20 protein-coding genes are annotated in these 18761 nt (G+C 39.3%); 19 read left to right on the top strand and 1 reads right to left on the bottom strand.

Annotated elements, in window-relative coordinates; all coding sequences use genetic code 11:
• Nucleotides 1-6 precede the first annotated feature (6 nt).
• A complete protein-coding gene (locus tag LXM54_RS00595) occupies nucleotides 7-927 on the bottom strand; it encodes a Na/Pi symporter (RefSeq protein WP_233313109.1) in 921 nt (306 codons plus the stop codon).
• Between the two features lie 284 nt (nucleotides 928-1211).
• On the opposite strand from LXM54_RS00595, the gene rpsU reads away from it, so the two are divergent.
• The 19 genes from rpsU to LXM54_RS00690 all read left to right on the top strand — a co-directional run bounded on the left by rpsU (nucleotide 1212) and on the right by LXM54_RS00690 (nucleotide 18723).
• On the top strand, nucleotides 1212-1385 hold the full coding sequence (gene rpsU / locus LXM54_RS00600) for a 30S ribosomal protein S21 (protein ID WP_003152957.1): 174 nt from the start codon (nucleotides 1212-1214) through the stop codon (nucleotides 1383-1385).
• Between the two features lie 15 nt (nucleotides 1386-1400).
• Nucleotides 1401-1844 (top strand): GatB/YqeY domain-containing protein, encoded by a 444-nt coding sequence (locus LXM54_RS00605; RefSeq protein ID WP_233313110.1) that lies wholly within the window; start codon nucleotides 1401-1403, stop codon nucleotides 1842-1844.
• 158 nt (nucleotides 1845-2002) lie between these two features.
• A complete protein-coding gene (locus tag LXM54_RS00610) occupies nucleotides 2003-3343 on the top strand; it encodes an NfeD family protein (RefSeq protein WP_233313111.1) in 1341 nt (446 codons plus the stop codon).
• Nucleotides 3343-4344, top strand: a complete 1002-nt coding sequence (floA, locus tag LXM54_RS00615; RefSeq protein ID WP_233313112.1) for a flotillin-like protein FloA — start codon at nucleotides 3343-3345, stop codon at nucleotides 4342-4344. Before LXM54_RS00610 ends, floA begins: the two co-directional genes overlap by 1 nt.
• A 25-nt stretch (nucleotides 4345-4369) precedes the next feature.
• Nucleotides 4370-4816 (top strand): hypothetical protein, encoded by a 447-nt coding sequence (locus LXM54_RS00620; RefSeq protein WP_233313113.1) that lies wholly within the window; start codon nucleotides 4370-4372, stop codon nucleotides 4814-4816.
• Between the two features lie 94 nt (nucleotides 4817-4910).
• On the top strand, nucleotides 4911-5195 hold the full coding sequence (gene yqfC, locus LXM54_RS00625) for a sporulation protein YqfC (RefSeq protein WP_233313114.1): 285 nt from the start codon (nucleotides 4911-4913) through the stop codon (nucleotides 5193-5195).
• Nucleotides 5196-5209: 14 nt separating this feature from the next.
• A complete protein-coding gene (gene yqfD / locus LXM54_RS00630; RefSeq protein ID WP_233313115.1) occupies nucleotides 5210-6403 on the top strand; it encodes a sporulation protein YqfD in 1194 nt (397 codons plus the stop codon).
• Nucleotides 6400-7365: a PhoH family protein gene (locus LXM54_RS00635; protein WP_233313116.1), complete on the top strand. Its 966-nt coding sequence runs from the start codon at nucleotides 6400-6402 to the stop codon at nucleotides 7363-7365. Before yqfD ends, LXM54_RS00635 begins: the two co-directional genes overlap by 4 nt.
• A 290-nt stretch (nucleotides 7366-7655) precedes the next feature.
• A complete protein-coding gene (locus tag LXM54_RS00640) occupies nucleotides 7656-9809 on the top strand; it encodes an HD family phosphohydrolase (protein ID WP_233313117.1) in 2154 nt (717 codons plus the stop codon).
• A 14-nt stretch (nucleotides 9810-9823) separates the two neighbouring features.
• Nucleotides 9824-10294 carry an rRNA maturation RNase YbeY gene (gene ybeY / locus LXM54_RS00645; RefSeq protein ID WP_233313118.1) on the top strand — a complete coding sequence of 157 codons (471 nt, stop codon included), beginning with the start codon at nucleotides 9824-9826 and terminating at the stop codon, nucleotides 10292-10294.
• Complete coding sequence (locus tag LXM54_RS00650) at nucleotides 10272-10673, top strand: diacylglycerol kinase family protein (RefSeq protein WP_233313119.1); 402 nt, start codon at nucleotides 10272-10274, stop codon at nucleotides 10671-10673. The genes ybeY and LXM54_RS00650 overlap by 23 nt, the downstream gene beginning before the upstream one ends.
• 409 nt (nucleotides 10674-11082) lie before the next feature.
• Nucleotides 11083-12003: a GTPase Era gene (gene era / locus LXM54_RS00655; protein ID WP_233313120.1), complete on the top strand. Its 921-nt coding sequence runs from the start codon at nucleotides 11083-11085 to the stop codon at nucleotides 12001-12003.
• Between the two features lie 131 nt (nucleotides 12004-12134).
• Entirely contained in the window at nucleotides 12135-12278 is a 144-nt protein-coding gene (locus tag LXM54_RS00660; RefSeq protein WP_233313121.1) for a YqzL family protein, read from the top strand.
• A 31-nt stretch (nucleotides 12279-12309) separates the two neighbouring features.
• On the top strand, nucleotides 12310-13068 hold the full coding sequence (gene recO / locus LXM54_RS00665; RefSeq protein WP_233314703.1) for a DNA repair protein RecO: 759 nt from the start codon (nucleotides 12310-12312) through the stop codon (nucleotides 13066-13068).
• A gap of 373 nt (nucleotides 13069-13441) precedes the next feature.
• A complete protein-coding gene (gene glyQ, locus LXM54_RS00670) occupies nucleotides 13442-14320 on the top strand; it encodes a glycine--tRNA ligase subunit alpha (RefSeq protein ID WP_233313122.1) in 879 nt (292 codons plus the stop codon).
• Between the two features lie 5 nt (nucleotides 14321-14325).
• Nucleotides 14326-16392, top strand: coding sequence for a glycine--tRNA ligase subunit beta (glyS, locus tag LXM54_RS00675; protein ID WP_233313123.1), 2067 nt, complete (start codon nucleotides 14326-14328; stop codon nucleotides 16390-16392).
• 92 nt (nucleotides 16393-16484) lie between these two features.
• Entirely contained in the window at nucleotides 16485-17105 is a 621-nt protein-coding gene (locus LXM54_RS00680; RefSeq protein WP_233314704.1) for a helix-turn-helix transcriptional regulator, read from the top strand.
• A gap of 14 nt (nucleotides 17106-17119) precedes the next feature.
• Nucleotides 17120-17947, top strand: a complete 828-nt coding sequence (locus tag LXM54_RS00685) for a pyruvate, water dikinase regulatory protein (protein WP_233313124.1) — start codon at nucleotides 17120-17122, stop codon at nucleotides 17945-17947.
• A gap of 320 nt (nucleotides 17948-18267) precedes the next feature.
• Entirely contained in the window at nucleotides 18268-18723 is a 456-nt protein-coding gene (locus LXM54_RS00690; protein ID WP_233313125.1) for a YaiI/YqxD family protein, read from the top strand.
• The last annotated feature ends 38 nt before the right edge of the window (nucleotides 18724-18761 follow it).

Here is an 18761-nt window from a genome sequence, read left to right on the forward strand (position 1 = left end):
TTGCGTCTAAACCTTATGCAGCTTCATAATCCATTTCCCGAACTGTTCAGCAAACGGCAGGACAAGGATAGAGGACAGCACATTGAATAAAAGGCTTGCATGTGCAAGCTGAACGTCCTTAGCACTCGTCATATATTCCACAGCATCTGTTAATTGGCCAATGAACGGGTAGAACAGAAGCACCCCGCCGACATTAAGCCAAATATGAGCATATGCACAAAGCTTTGCCTGCTTTTCGGCACCGATAGATGCAAGATAGGAGGTTATACAGGTGCCGATATTAGAGCCAAGCATAATTGCAATTCCGGCTTCAATACTCAGCATATCAGCAGTCAAAAAGCCCATGATAATTCCGATTGTTGCGGTGCTTGACTGAATTAATGCTGTCAGGAGAATTCCGACAGCTAAAGCCAAAATAATCCGGTCAGATAAATGAGCGAGGAAGGTCTGCATAAAAGGGTTGTCTTGAATGATGGACGCAAAATGTTTAAATCCTTTCATTGCCGTAAAGACAATCGCTATCCCGAATAATACAAACCCGATACTTCTTAGTTTATGTTTGTTGACTAGTATGAAAACAGCTCCGATTATTGCTAATGGAAGCAAAAAGTCACTAATATCATAGGTGATAAATTCCGTCGTAAAGGTCGTGCCGATATTTGTTCCGAGAATGATGCCGATTGACTGAGGAAAGGTCAATACCCGTGCAGCAATTAATCCGATTGTCAGCACCATAACAGCAGAGCTGCTTTGCAGGACAGCAGTGATGATTATTGCAGCAACCATGCCCTTCCAAGGCTTATTGGTAAGCTTCTCTAATAAGGCTTTAAGTGAATGGGAAGAGAGGTTGAAAAGGCCTGTCCGCAGCAACGTCATTCCATAAATAAATAACAATATCATGATGATAAATAGTCCAATATAAAGCATGAATGTTCACTCCTTCAAAAAAATATATGAAAGAAAGGAAATGGACATGCTAAAAATGCAAAATGATAGAAATATACAAGATTTAAAGTTCTATTTTGTGGTAATATATAAGTGTGAGGATGGACAATGAGGGATACTTGTTTAGAAATCACAAAAAAAATGAAAACAATTTTCGGTACAAGGCTAAATACAGTTGACCTTGCTTCCTTGATATATTATAATGTCAAGGTACATGGAATCCATGTTGATGTTAGTGTGTTGTGTTTCGGAGGGAGGGAAAGAGAATGTCTAAAACCGTCGTTCGTAAAAACGAATCGCTTGAAGATGCTCTTCGTCGCTTCAAACGTTCAGTATCAAAAACTGGTACTTTGCAGGAAGCTAGAAAGCGCGAATTCTATGAAAAGCCTAGTGTTAAACGTAAGAAGAAATCAGAAGCAGCAAGAAAACGTAAGTTCTAAGAGAGGGTGTATTAATTGAGTCTTCTCGAACGCTTAAACAATGATATGAAGCAAGCGATGAAAAACAAAGATAAAGATAAACTCACTAATATCAGAATGCTGAAAGCTGCCATTCAAAATGAAAGCATTAAGATTGGCGGAGATCTTTCTGAAGAGGATGAGTTAACTGTCCTTTCTCGCGAAGTGAAACAACGCAAGGACTCCCTCCATGAGTTTGAAAAAGCAGGTCGCCAAGATCTTGTTGACAAAGTACGTGCGGAGTTAAAGCATGTTGAAATATATATGCCTGAACAGCTTTCAGAAGAGGAGTTAACAGAAATCGTTACTTCTGTAATTGCAGAAACTGGAGCTTCTTCAAAGAAAGATATGGGAAAAGTGATGGCTGCTTTAATGCCAAAGGTTAAAGGTAAAGCAGATGGTTCACTAGTAAATAAACTTGTACAACAACACCTTTCATAAATGAAATTGTTTTAAAGGCTGCAGTCTCAGACTGCAGCCTTTTTACATTGTGTTGGAAAGTTATGAAGAAGTCTATAATAATAATAAATGTATGAAACTTTTTTAAAAGTTAATCGTATATTTACTATAGCCACGATGTTCAGGAAAGGAGGAGGAACTTGAATAGGAAAAAAATATTGATTTTGCCTTTTCTTTTTAGTTTATTATTATCCTTTTTTCCTGTAGTCAGTTTTGCTAACGACCAATCATTAGTCTATATCATTCCAATAAAGAATACAGTGGAAAAAGGCCTGAGTGAGTTTATCGACAGGGGGATCAAAACGGCAGAAGAAAAAAAGGCAGACGTTATTATCTTTGACATGGATACACCTGGGGGGGCAGTTGATGCAGCTGCTGCGATCGGAAAGACGATTTCTGAAACAAAGATAAAGACAGTCACATATATCAATCAGGATGCTATCTCTGCAGGCTCTTATATTGCCTTAAATACAGATATGATTTATATGGATGAGGGCGGAAGATTCGGGGCAGCTGGTATCATAGATGGACAAGGAAACACTGCCGGCGAAAAAGCGCAATCATACTGGCTGTCTGCGATGAGAGGAGCCGCTGAAAAAGGAGGCAAAGACCCTCGTTATGCGATGGCTATGGCTGATAAATCGATTGCCATACCAGAGCTCGGTGATGATGAGAGTGAGTTTCTTACATTGACAGCTGCAGAAAGTCTTCACGTTGATTATTCAAATGGAACAGTCTCTAATTTGGATGAACTGCTTGGTGAGCTGGGCATGGAAAATGCAAAAGTCGAAAGAATGGATGAAAGCTTTGCCGACAAAGTGGCACGCTTTGTGACAAATCCGCTCATTATTCCGATTTTGTTATCAATTGGCAGTCTTGGTTTGATATTTGAGTTGTTTTCTCCAGGTTTTGGTGTTCCTGGCTTTGTGGGAATCTCTTCCCTGCTTTTGTTCTTCTATGGCCACCTTGTTTCAGGGCTTGCAGGATATGAAACAATCATTCTGTTTGCTGTAGGGATACTTCTTGTTCTGCTGGAGTTCTTTATAGTCGGCGGAATAGCTGGAACATTGGGCATTGTTGCAATTATAGGCAGTATCTTTCTTGCCGGAGGGAATGCTTATCATATTGCCATTAGCATTTGTATTGCGATAGCTGTATCGATTATCGCCACTATTCTTTTAGTAAAGGTGTTTGGTAGAAAAATGAAATTCTTCAAAAAAATTGTGCTGAGAGACTCTACGAGTACGGAAGAAGGATATGTTTCCAATAAAACAAGAAATGATCTTGTTGGCAAGACAGGTATAACTATGACTGCGCTTCGTCCTTCAGGAACGGTTGTTATTGGAGACGAACGAATTGATGTGGTCAGTGAAGGTAACTTTATTGGAAAAGATGTAAAAGTTAAAATTGTAAAAGCAGAAGGATCAAGAATTGTCGTTAGAGAATTCACCGATATTGATCTGCACAAGGAGGAAAATTAATGGAAGCATTAAGCGCAACGACAATCTTTTGGGTTGCAGTAGTAGTGATTGGAATTATCTTGCTTGGAATCCTGTTGACATTCGTCCCAGTTATGCTGTGGATTTCAGCATTAGCAGCAGGTGTAAGAATCAGCATATTTACATTGATTGGGATGAGGTTGAGAAGGGTAATTCCTAGCCGTGTTGTTAATCCGTTAATCAAGGCGCATAAAGCTGGAATTAATGTAACAATCAATCAATTGGAAAGCCATTACTTGGCTGGTGGTAATGTCGACAGAGTTGTCAATGCATTGATAGCTGCACACAGGGCAAATATTGAGCTTTCGTTTGAACGCTGTGCTGCAATCGATTTGGCTGGCCGTGACGTTCTCGAAGCGGTACAGATGAGTGTTAACCCGAAAGTTATTGAAACGCCATTTATTGCCGGTGTAGCAATGGATGGAATTGAAGTAAAAGCAAAAGCTAGAATTACTGTTCGCGCAAATATTGAGCGCCTTGTAGGGGGAGCTGGAGAAGAAACAGTTGTAGCTCGTGTCGGTGAAGGAATTGTCTCAACAATCGGTTCATCGAATAATCATAAGAAGGTCCTCGAAAACCCAGACATGATCTCACAGACTGTATTGTCAAAAGGTCTAGATGCTGGAACAGCGTTTGAAATCTTATCCATTGATATTGCGGATGTGGATATAGGCAAAAACATCGGAGCTGAATTACAGACAGAACAGGCAGAAGCTGATAAGAAGATAGCACAAGCGAAAGCGGAAGAACGCCGAGCAATGGCTGTTGCACAAGAACAAGAGATGAAAGCCAAAGTTCAGGAAATGCGCGCGAAGGTTGTCGAGGCAGAAGCAGAAGTTCCAATGGCGATGTCTGACGCTCTTCGTTCTGGAAATATGGGTGTTATGGATTATATGAACTTGCAGAACATTACCGCAGATACGGAAATGAGAGGTTCAATCGGCAAAGTAAATAATGAAAATAAAGATGAAGATAAAAAGTAAGGCACGCTGAAGGGAGTAGTCTCTCTTGGAATATATTTCAATTATTATCGTGATAGTAGGCTTCCTGTTCTCCTTATTCCAAAAAGAGAAAGAAAAACAGGAGGATAATGGCAAAAAGGCGAAGAAGAAAACCGCGCCTGTTAATATGCCTGATATTAAGAAGCAAGTAATGAAAAGAGTGGAGCAGGCATTGGAAGCACCTGTGAGAAAAGAAACAGTGCCAGTGCCGAATGAATTGGATGCCATTAAAAAAGAAAGAGATGCCCTCAAAAAGAAGCTGAAGCTGATGGAAAGAAATATCGCACGAAGCCAGCACGAGCACAAACAGCAGGAGATTCTGCCAATAGAATCAAAAGACCTGCTTAACGGTTCAAATCTTGCTGAGGCGGTCATTCTTTCGGAAATTATTGGGCCTCCAAGGGCTAAACGGCCCCATCCTGCAACCCGCAAGAAGCAAATGATTAAACAGTAAAAATATTTAGCAGCAATGCTGAATTTTCCTAAAAAATAGGTGCTAGAACCTTCCTTTTTCTCATACACATGAGATGAAAGGGGGTTCTTTTTTTATGGCTAAAAAATGGGGAAATACGGTACGGAATTGGATGATTAAAAACCTAGAGCTTCCTCAAGATGTCATGATGGACTTACCCAGGATCACAATGATTGGCCAAATCCATATTTATATTGAGAACCACCGTGGTTTGCTGACTTTTTCAGACAAAGAGCTAAGGCTGCTCTTAAAACAGGGACAGCTTTTAATAAAGGGCAAAGGCTTTGTCATAAAGACGATCTTGCCAGAGGAAATACTGCTGGAAGGAAAAATAGATCAGGTGATGTACATAAACGAATAACATGGGAGGAAGCTATGAAAAATCATTGGATAGAATTTTTTACTGGGATTGTAACAGTTAAAGCAACAGGGAAAGGGCTGGAGCGTTTTTTAAATAATCTGCTGAGAAAGAAGATTGCCGTCTGGAGTGTTAAAAAACACGGCCCTCACTCTATCACGTTTCAAATGGGCTTAAAAAGCATCCATAAGTTCCGAGAGGTTGTAAGAGGGAGTGGCATCAAAATAGAGTTTCAGCGTGGCGCTGGAGCTCCCTTTCTTTATAAAAGAATACTGAAAAACAGCGGCTTTGCGATTGGTGTCTTTTTATTCTTAGGACTAGTTCTCACCCTTTCCAATATGGTATGGGGCATTGAGATTAAGGGAGCTAATCCTGCAACTGAATATCAAATCCGCAAGCAACTGGATAAAATGGATATTAAAATTGGGGAATTTCAATTTTTCGCAAAAGAATTGGACGAGATACAAGCTGAACTGACCAATAATATTGACGCAATCACCTGGATTGGCGTGGAGTTAAAAGGGACAACTTACCACTTTCAAGTAGTGGAAAAGAATGAGCCTGATAAAGTAGAAGAGGAAAAACCGCAAAATCTTATCGCGGCTAAAAAAGCAACCATTGTAGATTACTTCATTGAAGAAGGAGACCAAGTTTTCAGCGTTCATGATGTGGTAAAAAAAGGTCAATTATTAGTAACCGGAACATATGGGAAAGATAAAGATACAAAAACCGTCTCAGCCAGAGGGGAGATATGGGGAGAAACCTGGTACAGCTCCACTGTGACAATTCCTTTAGAAAGTACCTTCCAAGTTTTTAATGGCAATGAAAAGCAAAAACATTACCTTAAAGTAGGCGGTTTTGAAATTCCTGTTTGGGGTTTTGGGAAGGTAGAGTACAAGGAATATGAAAAAGAGGAAAACGAAAAAAATCTTAAGTTCTTGAAATGGGAACTGCCAATAAAGGTTACAAATAAGACATACAGGGAAAAGGAAGAAGTGACGAGAAGCTATACGGAAAAAGAAGCCATTAAAGCAGGCAAGGAAAAAGCCCGTAAGGATGTGCAAAAGGAAATTGGCGAAGACGGAAAAATTAAGAAAGAAAAAATTTTGCGACAATCGGTAAAGAATGGTAAAGTAATACTGAATATAGATTTCACAACAATTGAAAATATTGCAGAAGTACAACCTATAACTCAAGGAGACTTGGAATGACAGAAGATTTAAAGACAATGAATGTAAAATTAAATGGCCCAGAAGAGGCAGTAGCCTTGCTTGGAACAGGGGATCGCAATCTGGAAATCCTCGAAAAGGAATTAGATTGCCAAATTGTTACAAGAGGCGAAACTTTGCATGTTTCCTCTACAAACCCAGACAGCATTGAATTGGTTGGAGACATTGTTGAAAAACTTTTGCAGGTAATACGGAAAGGTATTTCCGTTAGCCAGCGCGATGTCAGTTATGCAATTGAAATGGCCAGAAAAGGAACCTTGGAGTATTTTGGAGCACTTTATGATGAAGAAATTGCGAAAACAATTAAGGGAAAATCTATCAGGGTTAAAACAATTGGACAAAGTGAATATATCCGTTCCATTAAAAAAAATGACTTAGTTTTCGGGATCGGACCAGCTGGTACGGGTAAAACGTATTTAGCTGTTGTAATGGCGGTCAGCGCCCTTAAAAGCGGTAAGGTGAACCGAATCATCCTGACAAGGCCTGCTGTTGAAGCGGGGGAAAGTCTTGGTTTTTTGCCAGGTGACTTGAAGGAAAAAGTCGACCCGTATCTCCGCCCTTTATATGATGCTTTGCATGATGTACTTGGAATGGAGCATACTCAGCGTTTGATTGAGAGAAATACAATTGAAATTGCTCCGCTCGCATATATGAGGGGACGAACATTGGATGATGCGTTTGTTATTTTGGACGAGGCACAAAATACGACACAAGCACAAATGAAGATGTTTCTAACGAGACTTGGATTCGGCTCAAAAATGGTTATTACTGGTGACCGTACTCAAATTGATTTGCCGAAGGGTGTTAAGTCCGGTTTAGTGGCAGCAGAGCATATATTAAATAATGTTTCAGGGATAACCTTCAGTTATATGTCTGAAACAGATGTAGTAAGACATCCCCTTGTTGGGAAAATAATAAGAGCATACGATGCACAAGAGAGCTAATGTAAGTGTAAAAGGCAAACCATCTTAATCAGATAAGCATGGTTTGCCTTTTTCTTTGCGCCTATAGTTTGTTTCGTCTAGGTAGGGGTCAGACTAGGGATATTAGTCATTTTTTGCTAAAAAAACTGGATTTTTACGCTTAAACCCTGCTAGTAAAGCGATATATCGAGAAAAAAGATGAAAACATGGCGAAAAACTGATATTATTTTACATAAATATCAGGTTTAATAAGTATTTTTAAGTTTTTACATATAATCATGAGGTATCTGTCAGTTAGTTAGGAGGTTACAATGGGATTTCTTCAAAAAATCATACATAATAAGAACCGTTTTCTAAACAAAACAGCAATTCGGATCTTGCTATTTGTGCTTATTGGAGCGGTATTGTTTTTCTCGATGTACAGCAATGTTAAACCGGAAAAGTTAAATGTAGATGTGTTTACTGTCGCCAACGAGACGATTCGCTCTCCCTTAACGGTGGAAGATACGGAAAGCACGGAAAAGAAAAAAGAAGATAATAAAAACCAAGTGCAAGATGTATACGTTGTAAATAAAGAAATTGCCCAAAACCGTGTTGATTTAATTACCTCTATTTTCGATTCTGTGACAGAGGTGAACAATGAGGCAGATAAGGCAGCAGATAGTGGAGAAACAGACAGTAAAGCTACGAATACAAGCAGTATTACTCCTGATAAGAAACTTTCTTTGCTAAAGGAAAAGCTGACTGCAAATGTAACAAATGAGATTATGGACAGCACGCTTAAGGAGCTGCTTGCTTCATCTGAGGAAGAACTCGAAATTGCAGAGGATATTACAGTCACCGCGATTAACTCTGTTATGAGCAGCAAAATACCGGCAGATGATGTGGAAAATGCTAAAAAGCGAGTGGAAGACGAGCTGAGGAACAGCAGCGGCATTAACAGCGATATAAAAAGTGCTGTTATTGACTTAGGAAGATTTGCGATTATCCAAAATGAATTCTATGATCCGACAGGTACGGAGGAGCTGAGACAGCAAGCAGTAGACAGTGTAGAGCCTGTTAAAATACTGCAAGGGCAAATTCTTGTAGAAGAAGGACAGCTTATTAGCAGGGAGGTTTACCGTCAGCTTGGTTTAGTCGGCTTGCTGGATACAGAACACACGAGTAAGCCGTTTTTAGGGCTTGGCTTAATCGTCCTGTCTATTGTTTGTTTATTTTACTTTTATATAGCCGGCATTGACCGAAGAAACAAGGGGACTAAAGGCTATGATTTAATGTTCTCGATTATTTTCATCATTTCCATTCTCATTATGAAAGCAATCAGCCTGTTTCAGCAGGAGGACATTATTGAAATCGGCTATTTCTTCCCAGCAGCAATGGCTGTTATGCTGATAAAAATTTTAATTGAAGAGAAATTAGCAATCTTTGTAACCATTGCCCTAGCAGTATGCGGGATGATTATGTTCAATGAAGGAACGGCAGGAGCATTCCATGTCGGTATTGGAATATATATATTAGCAGGGGGAATTGCAGGCATCCAGTTTTTGAAAAAGCATAATCAGCGTTCCAATATTTTGCAGGCAGGCTTGCTAGTTGCACTGATTAATATCATTACAATCCTTGGCATGCTCTATATGCAAAATGGTCAGCTTGAAGCAACAGAATATGGATTTTATCTATTAAGTGCCATTCTATCAGGAATTATATCGGCTGTTTTGACAATAGGGATACTGCCGTTTTTTGAAACTGGCTTTAACATCCTGTCAACGATGAAGCTGATTGAGCTTTCAAACCCTAATCATCCGTTATTGCGAAAGATTTTGACTGAAGCTCCGGGAACGTATCACCACAGTGTAATGGTTGCTAATTTGGCGGAGGCAGCATGTGAAGCAATCGGTGCAAATGGTTTGTTAGCAAGAGTTGGCTGTTATTATCATGACATAGGCAAAACAAAAAGACCGCAGTTTTTTATTGAAAACCAGATGAATATGGGGAACCCCCATGACCGTCTTCCGCCTGCTGCCAGCAAAAATATTATTATTGCTCATGCAACGGATGGAGCGCAGCTTTTAAAAAGCTCAAAAATGCCGAAAGAGATTATTGATATTGCCGAACAGCATCATGGCACGTCCCTGCTAAAGTTCTTTTATTATAAGGCAAAAGAAAAAAATCCTGATGCTGCAGAAGACGACTTCCGCTACCCGGGACCAAAAGCGCAATCAAGGGAGGCAGCAATCATAGGAATTGCTGATAGTGTGGAAGCGGCTGTACGAAGTCTAAGCTCCCCTACACCAGATCAAATTGAAAGCCTGATTAAAAATATTATTGCAGACCGCCTTCAAGACGGGCAGCTCGATGATTGTGATCTTACCTTAAAGGAATTAGAACAGGTTCGCAACACACTCTGTGAAACATTAAAAGGGATATTTCATTCAAGAATAGAATATCCCGACATGAAGAAGTAAAGGATGAATTGAATATGAATTTAGAAATAGATTTTATTGATGAAACTACAAAGGTGGCAGCAGCAGACCAAGAATTAGTAGAGAAATTGTTGATGTTTGCGGCGCAAAAACAAAACTTGTCGGGAAATATTGAGCTTTCGGTTACATTTGTCGATAATGACCGCATCCAGGAAATCAATAAAGAATACCGCAATAAAGACCAGGCGACAGATGTTATTTCCTTTGCAATGGAAGAGCTTGGAGAAGGGGAAATAGAGCTTGTAGGAATGGATATGCCACGGGTGCTCGGCGATATTATCATATCTGTCGACAGGACAAAGGAGCAAGCAGAGGAATATGGTCATACTTATTCACGCGAGCTAGGTTTTCTAGCTGTTCACGGTTTTCTCCACCTGTTAGGATATGATCATCTTACAAAAGAGGATGAAGAAGTAATGTTTACTCTTCAAAAGGAAATTTTAGATGAATTCGGACTCCAAAGATAAAAGGATTCAGAAGAACAGTCAGCTATCTTCCTTTCGCCTTGCGTTCATTGGCATTATATCGGCTGTGAAGAAAGAAAGAAATTTACGGATACATTTATGTTTTACAGCGCTTGTCATATTGTTGGGATTTGTTTTTCATATTTCTGTACAAAACTGGATGTTCCTTTCTATTGCAATAGGGCTGGTCATCTGTATGGAATTGATGAACACTGCCCTTGAGCGTGTTGTAGATCTTGTAACAGAGAAATATCATCCATTGGCAAAACAAGCAAAGGATATTGCAGCAGGTGCAGTATTGTTTGCAGCCATCATTGCCCTTATAATCGGAATGTTCGTTTTTGTACCGGAAATAATGCAACTCATGAGCATTGGGATTTAAAACTCCCTTGCTCTTTTTTGTTTGTTGAATAGAATTACCTAGCAGGCTTGCTGGCTAATAAGCTTTCATCAGCAGAGAAGATAGTATATAATTTTAATAGGGCTATAAAAGGATATACATATGTGTGCAAATACAGAAATTACATCTGCTTATTTGAAAACGTTCTTTTCTTTTTATAAAATAGGGAACAGCCAAAGTCTTTTGGAGTAAAAAAACAAAAAGAGGCGAATATATGAAGCAGATGCGCTAACTACTTCCTTGTAGTACTAAACATAGTTGAATAAGCGCATGGGCGGTTGTCTTTCTGCCTTAGAGCATCACCGGCAATAAAACAGGAATCAGCAGACATTCAAAAAAATTTACAGCGGCGAAAATGCTGCTTAAAGAGCAATTTTATCGGAGGCATTAAATGGACTTAAATAATAACAGCAACAAGGAACATAAATCAGGATTTATCTCTATTATCGGACGGCCAAACGTCGGAAAATCAACCTTTTTGAACCGTGTAATCGGCCAGAAAATCGCTATTATGAGCGATAAGCCGCAAACAACTAGAAATAAAGTGCAAGGTGTGCTGACGACAGATGACTCTCAGCTGATCTTTATTGATACACCAGGAATTCATAAGCCGAAACATAGACTTGGCGATTTTATGATGAAGGTTGCACAAAACACCTTAAAAGAAGTAGATCTTATCTTGTTTATGGTTAATGCAGAGGAAGGATTCGGAAAAGGGGAAGAATTCATTCTGGAGAAATTTGATAATATCAAAACGCCTATTTTCTTAGTGGTCAATAAGATTGATACCATTCACCCAGATAAACTGCTGACGGTGATTGACTCATACAAGGAAAAATACCCGTTTAAAGAAATAATTCCTATTTCTGCTTTAGAAGGTAACAATGTGGAAACATTGCTAACCCAAATTAAAAAATATATGCCAGAAGGTCCACAGTTCTATCCGGCAGATCAAGTAACAGACCATCCAGAACGTTTCATCGTTTCAGAATTAATCAGGGAAAAGGCTCTGCACTTAACGAGAGAGGAAATCCCTCATTCTTTAGCGGTAGTTATTGAAAAAATGGAAAGAAAACAAAATGATGTTGTGCATGTAATGGCGACAATTGTTGTTGAAAGGGATTCACAAAAAGGAATCATTATCGGCAAGCAAGGCGGCATGCTGAAGGAAATTGGAAAAAGAGCAAGAACAGATATCGAAAATCTGCTTGGAAATAAAGTGTTCCTCGAGCTTTGGGTTAAAGTGCAAAAGGACTGGAGAAACAAGATGTCCCAATTAAGAGACTTTGGCTTTAGAGAAGACGAGTATTAATTTAAAGCGTAAATAGAATATACAGAAATAAAATTAGCAAAATTTTCGTCTCATGTTTTTATAAAGACAGGCTATGATAAGGTTAAGGCAATGATTAAGCTAGATTAAATCAAAAAAGGTGGGGGTTTATCATGTTAGACTTTACCTGGAAGGTTTTTTCGCAAACAGGTAGCATAGATACGTATCTACTTTTTAAGGAGTTAGAAAAGGCTAACCATGAGATACCGAATGCACAAGAAGAGGAACTAGCCGATATTGATTTTCCTATCTCATAGTCCTGTCCCATAGATAGGGATGGTGAGGGTGATGCTTGAAAAATGTGAAGGCATCGTCATTAGAACGACAGATTATGGAGAGACAAATAAGATTACAACATTATATACCCGTGAATGGGGTAAGGTTGGTGTAATGGCAAGAGGTGCAAAGAAGACGAACAGCAGGCTCTCTGCTGTTACCCAGCCTTTTACATATGCTTACTACTTGGTGCAGCGTTCAAGTGGTCTCGGGCTTGTGCAGCAAGGGGAAATGATTACGAGTTTTCGTGCCATTAAAGAAGATATCATGCTGACAGCTTATGCAAGTTATGTTGTTGAGCTGACAGACCGCTGTACAGAAGATAAGAAGCCTAATCCATTTCATTTTGAGTTATTGCAGCAAACATTAAATTATATGAATGAAGGCTATGATGCCCAGATTTTGTCTAATATTTATGAAATGAAGATGCTGAACGTACTAGGACTATATCCAGTTCTTGATAAATGCACAAATTGTGGTGCAACAGACGGTCAGTTTGCCTTTTCCATAAGAGAGGGCGGCCTATTATGTCATCGCTGTCTCGAACATGATCCATATCACTACAAAATGTCCCAGGCTGCTGTAAAGCTGCTGCGAGTCTTTTATTATTTTGACTTAGCAAGGCTTGGTAATATTTCAGTCAAAGACGCAACGAAAGAAGAGCTTAATACGATTATTTCAGCCTATTATGATGAATACTCAGGTTTGTATTTAAAATCAAAAAAATTTCTGCAGTCGATTAAAAGCTTTGGCAGTGACTTCACGAAGTGAGTAGTATATAGGATTTAAATGAAGATGAAGGTTGACAATTGAAATTTTTTTAGATAATATTTTTTGTAAATAAACAGTTGCGTTGAAAAGAAAGTAGTACTTAAACTCCTCTTGATCCAGCGAGCCTAGGATAGTGAAAGCTAGGTGCAAGAGCTTTAAGGAAGGCGTTCATGGAGCGACATTTACATGAAGGTGGCTGCACAAGTCTGCAGCAAATAGGGTGGAACCGCGGGTAAACTCTCGTCCCTATGTCAATAATTGGCATAGGGGCGGGAGTTTTTTTGTTGTCTTTAGGCAAAAAAATGATTACATAAATTCTTTTGACTTCTATCAATTGACAAGAAAAATAAATTTTTTGGAGGCTGAAGCTGACATGAATATTCAAAACATGATTTTAACATTGCAAAAGCATTGGTCAGATTATGGTTGTATTTTAATGCAGGCATATGATGTAGAAAAAGGGGCTGGAACAATGAGCCCTTACACTTTCTTAAGAGCAATCGGTCCTGAGCCTTGGAATGTGGCTTATGTAGAACCGTCCAGAAGACCGGCAGATGGACGTTATGGGGAAAACCCGAACCGTCTGTATCAGCATCATCAATTCCAGGTGATTATGAAGCCATCACCTGATAATATTCAAGAACTTTACTTGGATTCGCTTAAAGCACTTGGCATCAATCCTTTAGAGCATGATATCCGCTTCGTTGAGGATAACTGGGAGAACCCGTCATTAGGCTGTGCTGGTTTAGGCTGGGAAGTATGGCTTGACGGCATGGAGATTACTCAGTTCACTTACTTCCAGCAAGTTGGCGGTTTAGAGTGTAAGCCAGTTTCTGTTGAAATAACATACGGTATTGAAAGATTGGCTTCTTATATCCAAGATAAAGAAAATGTGTTTGATTTAGAGTGGACAGACGGCTTTACTATCAGAGATATTTTCTATCAGCCTGAATTTGAGCACAGCAAATACACTTTTGAAACTTCAGATGTAGATATGCTGTTTAACCTGTTTAGTGTCTACGAGAAAGAAGCACATCGCCAAATGGATGAAGGCTTAGTTCATCCAGCATACGATTATGTTTTAAAATGTTCCCACGTATTTAACTTGCTTGATGCTAGAGGTGCGATTTCTGTAACAGAGCGTACCGGCTATATTGGAAGATGCCGAACTTTAGCACGTAAAGTGGCCAAAACATTCTATGAAGAGCGTGAGAAATTAGGATTCCCTATTTTAAAAGGCAAGGAGGTTTGATTAGTATGAGTCAAAAAGATTTATTGCTAGAGATAGGTTTAGAGGAAATGCCTGCCCGCTTTGTAACAAGCAGCATGAACAGCTTAAAAGAGAAGGTGGAAGCATGGCTGAATGAAAAGCAGTTGCAATATTCCACTGTTGAAGCATTTTCTACGCCAAGACGTCTTGCTGTTCTTGTAAGTGAGCTTGACGAAGCACAAAAAGATATCGAGGAAGAAGCAAAAGGACCAGCTAAGAAGATTGCCCTTGATGAAAAAGGGGAATGGTCAAAAGCGGCGATAGGCTTTACAAGAGGGCAAAATGCTTCTGTTGAGGATATCTATTTCAAAGAAATCAACGGTGTTGAATATGTCCATGTGAAGAAATTTATAAAAGGGCAAGCAACTGTTGATTTGCTGCCTGCATTAAAGGACATTATCTTAAGCTTGTCATTCCCTAAAAATATGCGTTGGGCAAATAATGATCTTCGCTATATTCGTCCGATTAAGTGGATTGCTGCATTATTTGGCAACGAAGTAATTCCGTTCTCCATCACTGGTGTGGAGGCAGACCGCAAATCAACTGGTCATCGCTTCCTTGGTAAAGAAATCAGCTTTGCAGCTCCGAAAGAATATAAAGAAGCACTGCTTGGCCAATTTGTCATCGTAAACCCAGAAGAGAGAAAAGCGGCTATCCTTTCACAAATTAAAAAAATTGAAGAAGAAAATGATTGGGTTATTCCTATTGATGCAGATTTGCTGGAGGAAGTAAATAATCTAGTAGAATATCCGACTGCTTTGTACGGAAAGTTTGAAGAATCATTCCTAGAGCTTCCGACTGAAGTATTAATTACAAGCATGAAGGAGCATCAGCGCTATTTCCCGGTTAAGTCAAAAGATGATAAGCTGCTGCCTTTCTTTATTACTGTCCGCAATGGAGATCATAATCATTTGGACAAAGTGGCAAAAGGGAATGAAAAAGTGCTGAGAGCGCGTCTTGCCGATGCTGCCTTCTTCTATAAGGAAGATCAGAAGCAGGATATTGAAAAGCTGTTAACGAAGCTTCAATCAATTGTTTATCATGAAGAAATCGGCACACTTTCAGAGAAGGTGGCAAGAGTTCAAGGCCTAACAAACAAAATTGCTGAAAAGCTGTCCTTTTCTGCTGAAGAAAAGACAAATGCGGATCGTGCTGCGCAGATTTCGAAATTTGACCTTGTAACAAATATGGTCTATGAGTTCCCTGAGCTTCAAGGACTAATGGGAGAAAAATATGCAAGTCAAAAAGGAGAAGCTCCTGCTGTGGCTAAGGCAATTAATGAGCATTATATGCCTCGTCACGCAGACGATAATACAGCTTCAAGCAATGAAGGAGCAGCACTAGCGATTGCTGAAAAACTTGATACTATTGTTTCCTTCTTTGCAATTGGTATGATTCCAACTGGATCACAAGATCCGTATGCATTGCGAAGACAGGCTACAGGAGTCGTGCAAACTTTAATGGATAAAGATTGGAATTTGACAGTGGAAGAGCTTGTCGAATTGGCAATGAATAATGTTAAGGATATTGCAAAAACGCCAGAGCAAGAGCTGCAAAAGAATATCATGGACTTCTTTAAGGCGCGCATTAAGCATATCCTTCAGGAAGAAGGCATCCGCTATGATTTAATTGATGCTGTTCTTTTTGATCAATTAGGAAGCCCTGCAAGCCTGCTGAGAAAAGCTAATGTGTTAGACAGTCATAAAAACGATGCTGGCTTTAAAAACGGAATAGAAGCATTAGCGCGTGTTATAAATATATCTAAAAAAGCGGAAAGTAAAGGACAGGTAAATCCATCTCTGTTCGAAAATGAAGAGGAACGCAATCTTTACAGTGCTGTGCAATCAGTAAAAGAAAAACTGACAGACAATACAGATGAGGAAGCATATTTCCAACTTCTAACTTCTCTTGAAGGAACGATTGCATTGTACTTCGACAATACGATGGTAATGACAGATAATCCAGCTTTGAAAGAAAACAGATTAAACCAAATGTCAGAGCTTGCTGATATGATTACAAGATTTGCATATGTTTCGGAAATTTTGGTTAAATAAGCAAAAATAAAGCAGCTGTGGTGGAGGTTTCTCCACCTGCTTTATTTTTAAATTGCTTTCTAAAGCTTTATTTCAAAGGTGGTGAATGAACGATAAAACTGAATAGACGCCAACAGCAAATTGTGGAAATTGTGAAAGAGAATGGACCTATAACTGGAGAGCAAATTGCAGAATCCTTACATTTGACAAGAGCCACATTACGCCCTGATCTCGCTATTCTAACGATGGCAGGTTTTCTTGATGCAAGGCCTCGCGTCGGTTATTTTTATACTGGCAAGACGTCAGAGCAGACAGAAAACATTAATAATCTGCTAGTTAAGGATTATTATTCCAGTCCTGTTGTAGCAAGTGATACAACATCTGTTTATGATGCAATCGTTACAATGTTTACGATGGATGTAGGCACTATTTTTATCGTCGATGCAAACGAAATGCTTGCTGGTGTGGTTTCGAGGAAGGACATGCTTCGGGCAAGCATCGGAAAACAGGAATTGTCGTCATTGCCTGTTACCATCATCATGACGAGAATGCCAAATATCACTTACTGTTATTTGGATGATAAGCTTGTGGATGTTGGTAAAAAACTGATAGAACGGGAAATAGATTCTTTGCCAGTTGTGAAGGAAGAGCTTGATGGCCTAAAGGTAATTGGCAGAGTAACGAAAACAAATATAACAAAAGCACTTGTAGACTTATCCAATGAACAAATTTAAGAGGAGGGTGAATCATGACGGAAAGGCAAATCATTTATGTAGTTTCTGATTCTGTCGGAGAGACAGCAGAGCTTGTGACGAAAGCAGCAATCAGCCAGTTTTCCGGCCATAATGTGAATGTTTCCATTAAGAGGTTTCCATTTGTCGAAGACAAGTCCAATATACGCGATGTAATTCGCCAGGCGCGCCAAGAGCACGGCATGATTGCTTATACGCTTGTAAAGCCAGAAATGCGTAAATATATGCAAGAGCTGGCAGTTGAAGAAGGTGTATACGCTGCTGACATTATCGGGCCTATTATCGATCAGTTTCAGATGCTCTGGGGCAAAACTCCGTTGTTTGAGCCAGGTCTTGTCAGAAAGCTTGATGAAGACTACTTTAAAAAAGTAGAAGCGATTGAATTTGCAGTCAAATATGATGATGGCAGAGATCCGCGAGGCTTGGAAAAAGCAGATATTATTTTGCTTGGTGTATCAAGAACCTCCAAGACGCCTTTGTCCCAATTTTTAGCCCATAAGCGGGTGAAAGTAGCCAATGTGCCAATCGTGCCTGAAGTGGATCCTCCGAAGGAATTATTTGAAGTGCCAGCACATAAATGCTTTGGTCTAAAAATCAGCCCGAAAAAACTGAATAATATCCGCAAGGAAAGGCTGATCTCTTTAGGTCTAAGTGACAGTGCGAGCTATGCGCAAATTGAGCGGATCGAACAGGAACTAGAATACTTTGAAAGCATTGTGGACCAAATTAAATGTCCGGTAATCGATGTGACGAACAAAGCAGTCGAAGAAACGGCCAATATTATTTTCAACTTATATTATCGTGCCAAAAACACGCAGTTTTGATATTCTAAAACAAAGCAAAGAAGGATCCTGTTGGCGTTTATTGGCAGGATCATTTATTTTACGGAAAATTTTTATTTGAGCAGGAGAAATTGTTGTTGTTTTTTTCGGAAAACTTATGGTATTTACCTAATTTATGTACTATAATAGAAAATTGTGATAAAAAAGTATTGTAAATAGGTTTAGACTTGGCTCATAACGAATAAACTATTTACTGTGAGAAGTCAAGAGGAAGAAAAAAATAATTTTCGACAACATCTCTTTCAACGAAAAAGTATTCGTGAAAGAAGGAATATGTGGAGTGATGTAGAATTATTAGTACAATGGATAATTGCATCATATATGTTGACGCTGATTCTTGTCCTGTGAAAGAAGAAATTGTCGAAATGGCTACAAGCAAATCTATAGAGGTAATTTTTATCGCTTCCTATGCTCACATGAAACTGCATCAAGACGGAACAAACTGGAAATATGTTGACAGTAGCAAGGAAGCAGTAGATATGTTTATTATGAATGCCGTGAAGGCAAATGATGTTGTGGTAACACAGGATATCGGACTGGCGGCAACCTTGCTGCCAAAAGCTGTGCAAGTCTTAACCCCAAGAGGGATTATCCTCGAGGAAAAGGATATTGCCACAGCGCTGGATATGCGTTATCTTTCTGCAAAGGCAAGAAGAAGAGGTATATACGGTAAAGGACCAAGGCCATTCGAAGAAAAGGATCGGCAAAAGTTCAAAAAAAGTTTGGCAATCGTTTTGTCGAAAGTTGCAGGAGAATGAGCTGATTGTGTCGAATGTCTTATTTATAGGAAAGTTAG

This window comes from Bacillus sp. Au-Bac7, from assembly GCF_021341655.1.
Taxonomy (GTDB): Bacteria; Bacillota; Bacilli; order Bacillales; family Cytobacillaceae; genus Niallia.

Bases quoted from the DNA above. Each gene is read 5' to 3' on its own strand.
- LXM54_RS00595 (WP_233313109.1), bottom strand. From the start codon at position 927: ATGCTTTATATTGGACTATTTATCATCATGATATTGTTATTTATTTAT.
- rpsU (WP_003152957.1), top strand. From the start codon at position 1,212: ATGTCTAAAACCGTCGTTCGTAAAAACGAATCGCTTGAAGATGCTCTT.
- floA (WP_233313112.1), top strand. From the start codon at position 3,343: ATGGAAGCATTAAGCGCAACGACAATCTTTTGGGTTGCAGTAGTAGTG.
- yqfC (WP_233313114.1), top strand. From the start codon at position 4,911: ATGGCTAAAAAATGGGGAAATACGGTACGGAATTGGATGATTAAAAAC.
- yqfD (WP_233313115.1), top strand. From the start codon at position 5,210: ATGAAAAATCATTGGATAGAATTTTTTACTGGGATTGTAACAGTTAAA.
- LXM54_RS00635 (WP_233313116.1), top strand. From the start codon at position 6,400: ATGACAGAAGATTTAAAGACAATGAATGTAAAATTAAATGGCCCAGAA.
- LXM54_RS00640 (WP_233313117.1), top strand. From the start codon at position 7,656: ATGGGATTTCTTCAAAAAATCATACATAATAAGAACCGTTTTCTAAAC.
- ybeY (WP_233313118.1), top strand. From the start codon at position 9,824: ATGAATTTAGAAATAGATTTTATTGATGAAACTACAAAGGTGGCAGCA.
- LXM54_RS00650 (WP_233313119.1), top strand. From the start codon at position 10,272: ATGAATTCGGACTCCAAAGATAAAAGGATTCAGAAGAACAGTCAGCTA.
- era (WP_233313120.1), top strand. From the start codon at position 11,083: ATGGACTTAAATAATAACAGCAACAAGGAACATAAATCAGGATTTATC.
- LXM54_RS00660 (WP_233313121.1), top strand. From the start codon at position 12,135: ATGTTAGACTTTACCTGGAAGGTTTTTTCGCAAACAGGTAGCATAGAT.
- recO (WP_233314703.1), top strand. From the start codon at position 12,310: ATGCTTGAAAAATGTGAAGGCATCGTCATTAGAACGACAGATTATGGA.
- glyQ (WP_233313122.1), top strand. From the start codon at position 13,442: ATGAATATTCAAAACATGATTTTAACATTGCAAAAGCATTGGTCAGAT.
- glyS (WP_233313123.1), top strand. From the start codon at position 14,326: ATGAGTCAAAAAGATTTATTGCTAGAGATAGGTTTAGAGGAAATGCCT.
- LXM54_RS00685 (WP_233313124.1), top strand. From the start codon at position 17,120: ATGACGGAAAGGCAAATCATTTATGTAGTTTCTGATTCTGTCGGAGAG.
- LXM54_RS00690 (WP_233313125.1), top strand. From the start codon at position 18,268: ATGGATAATTGCATCATATATGTTGACGCTGATTCTTGTCCTGTGAAA.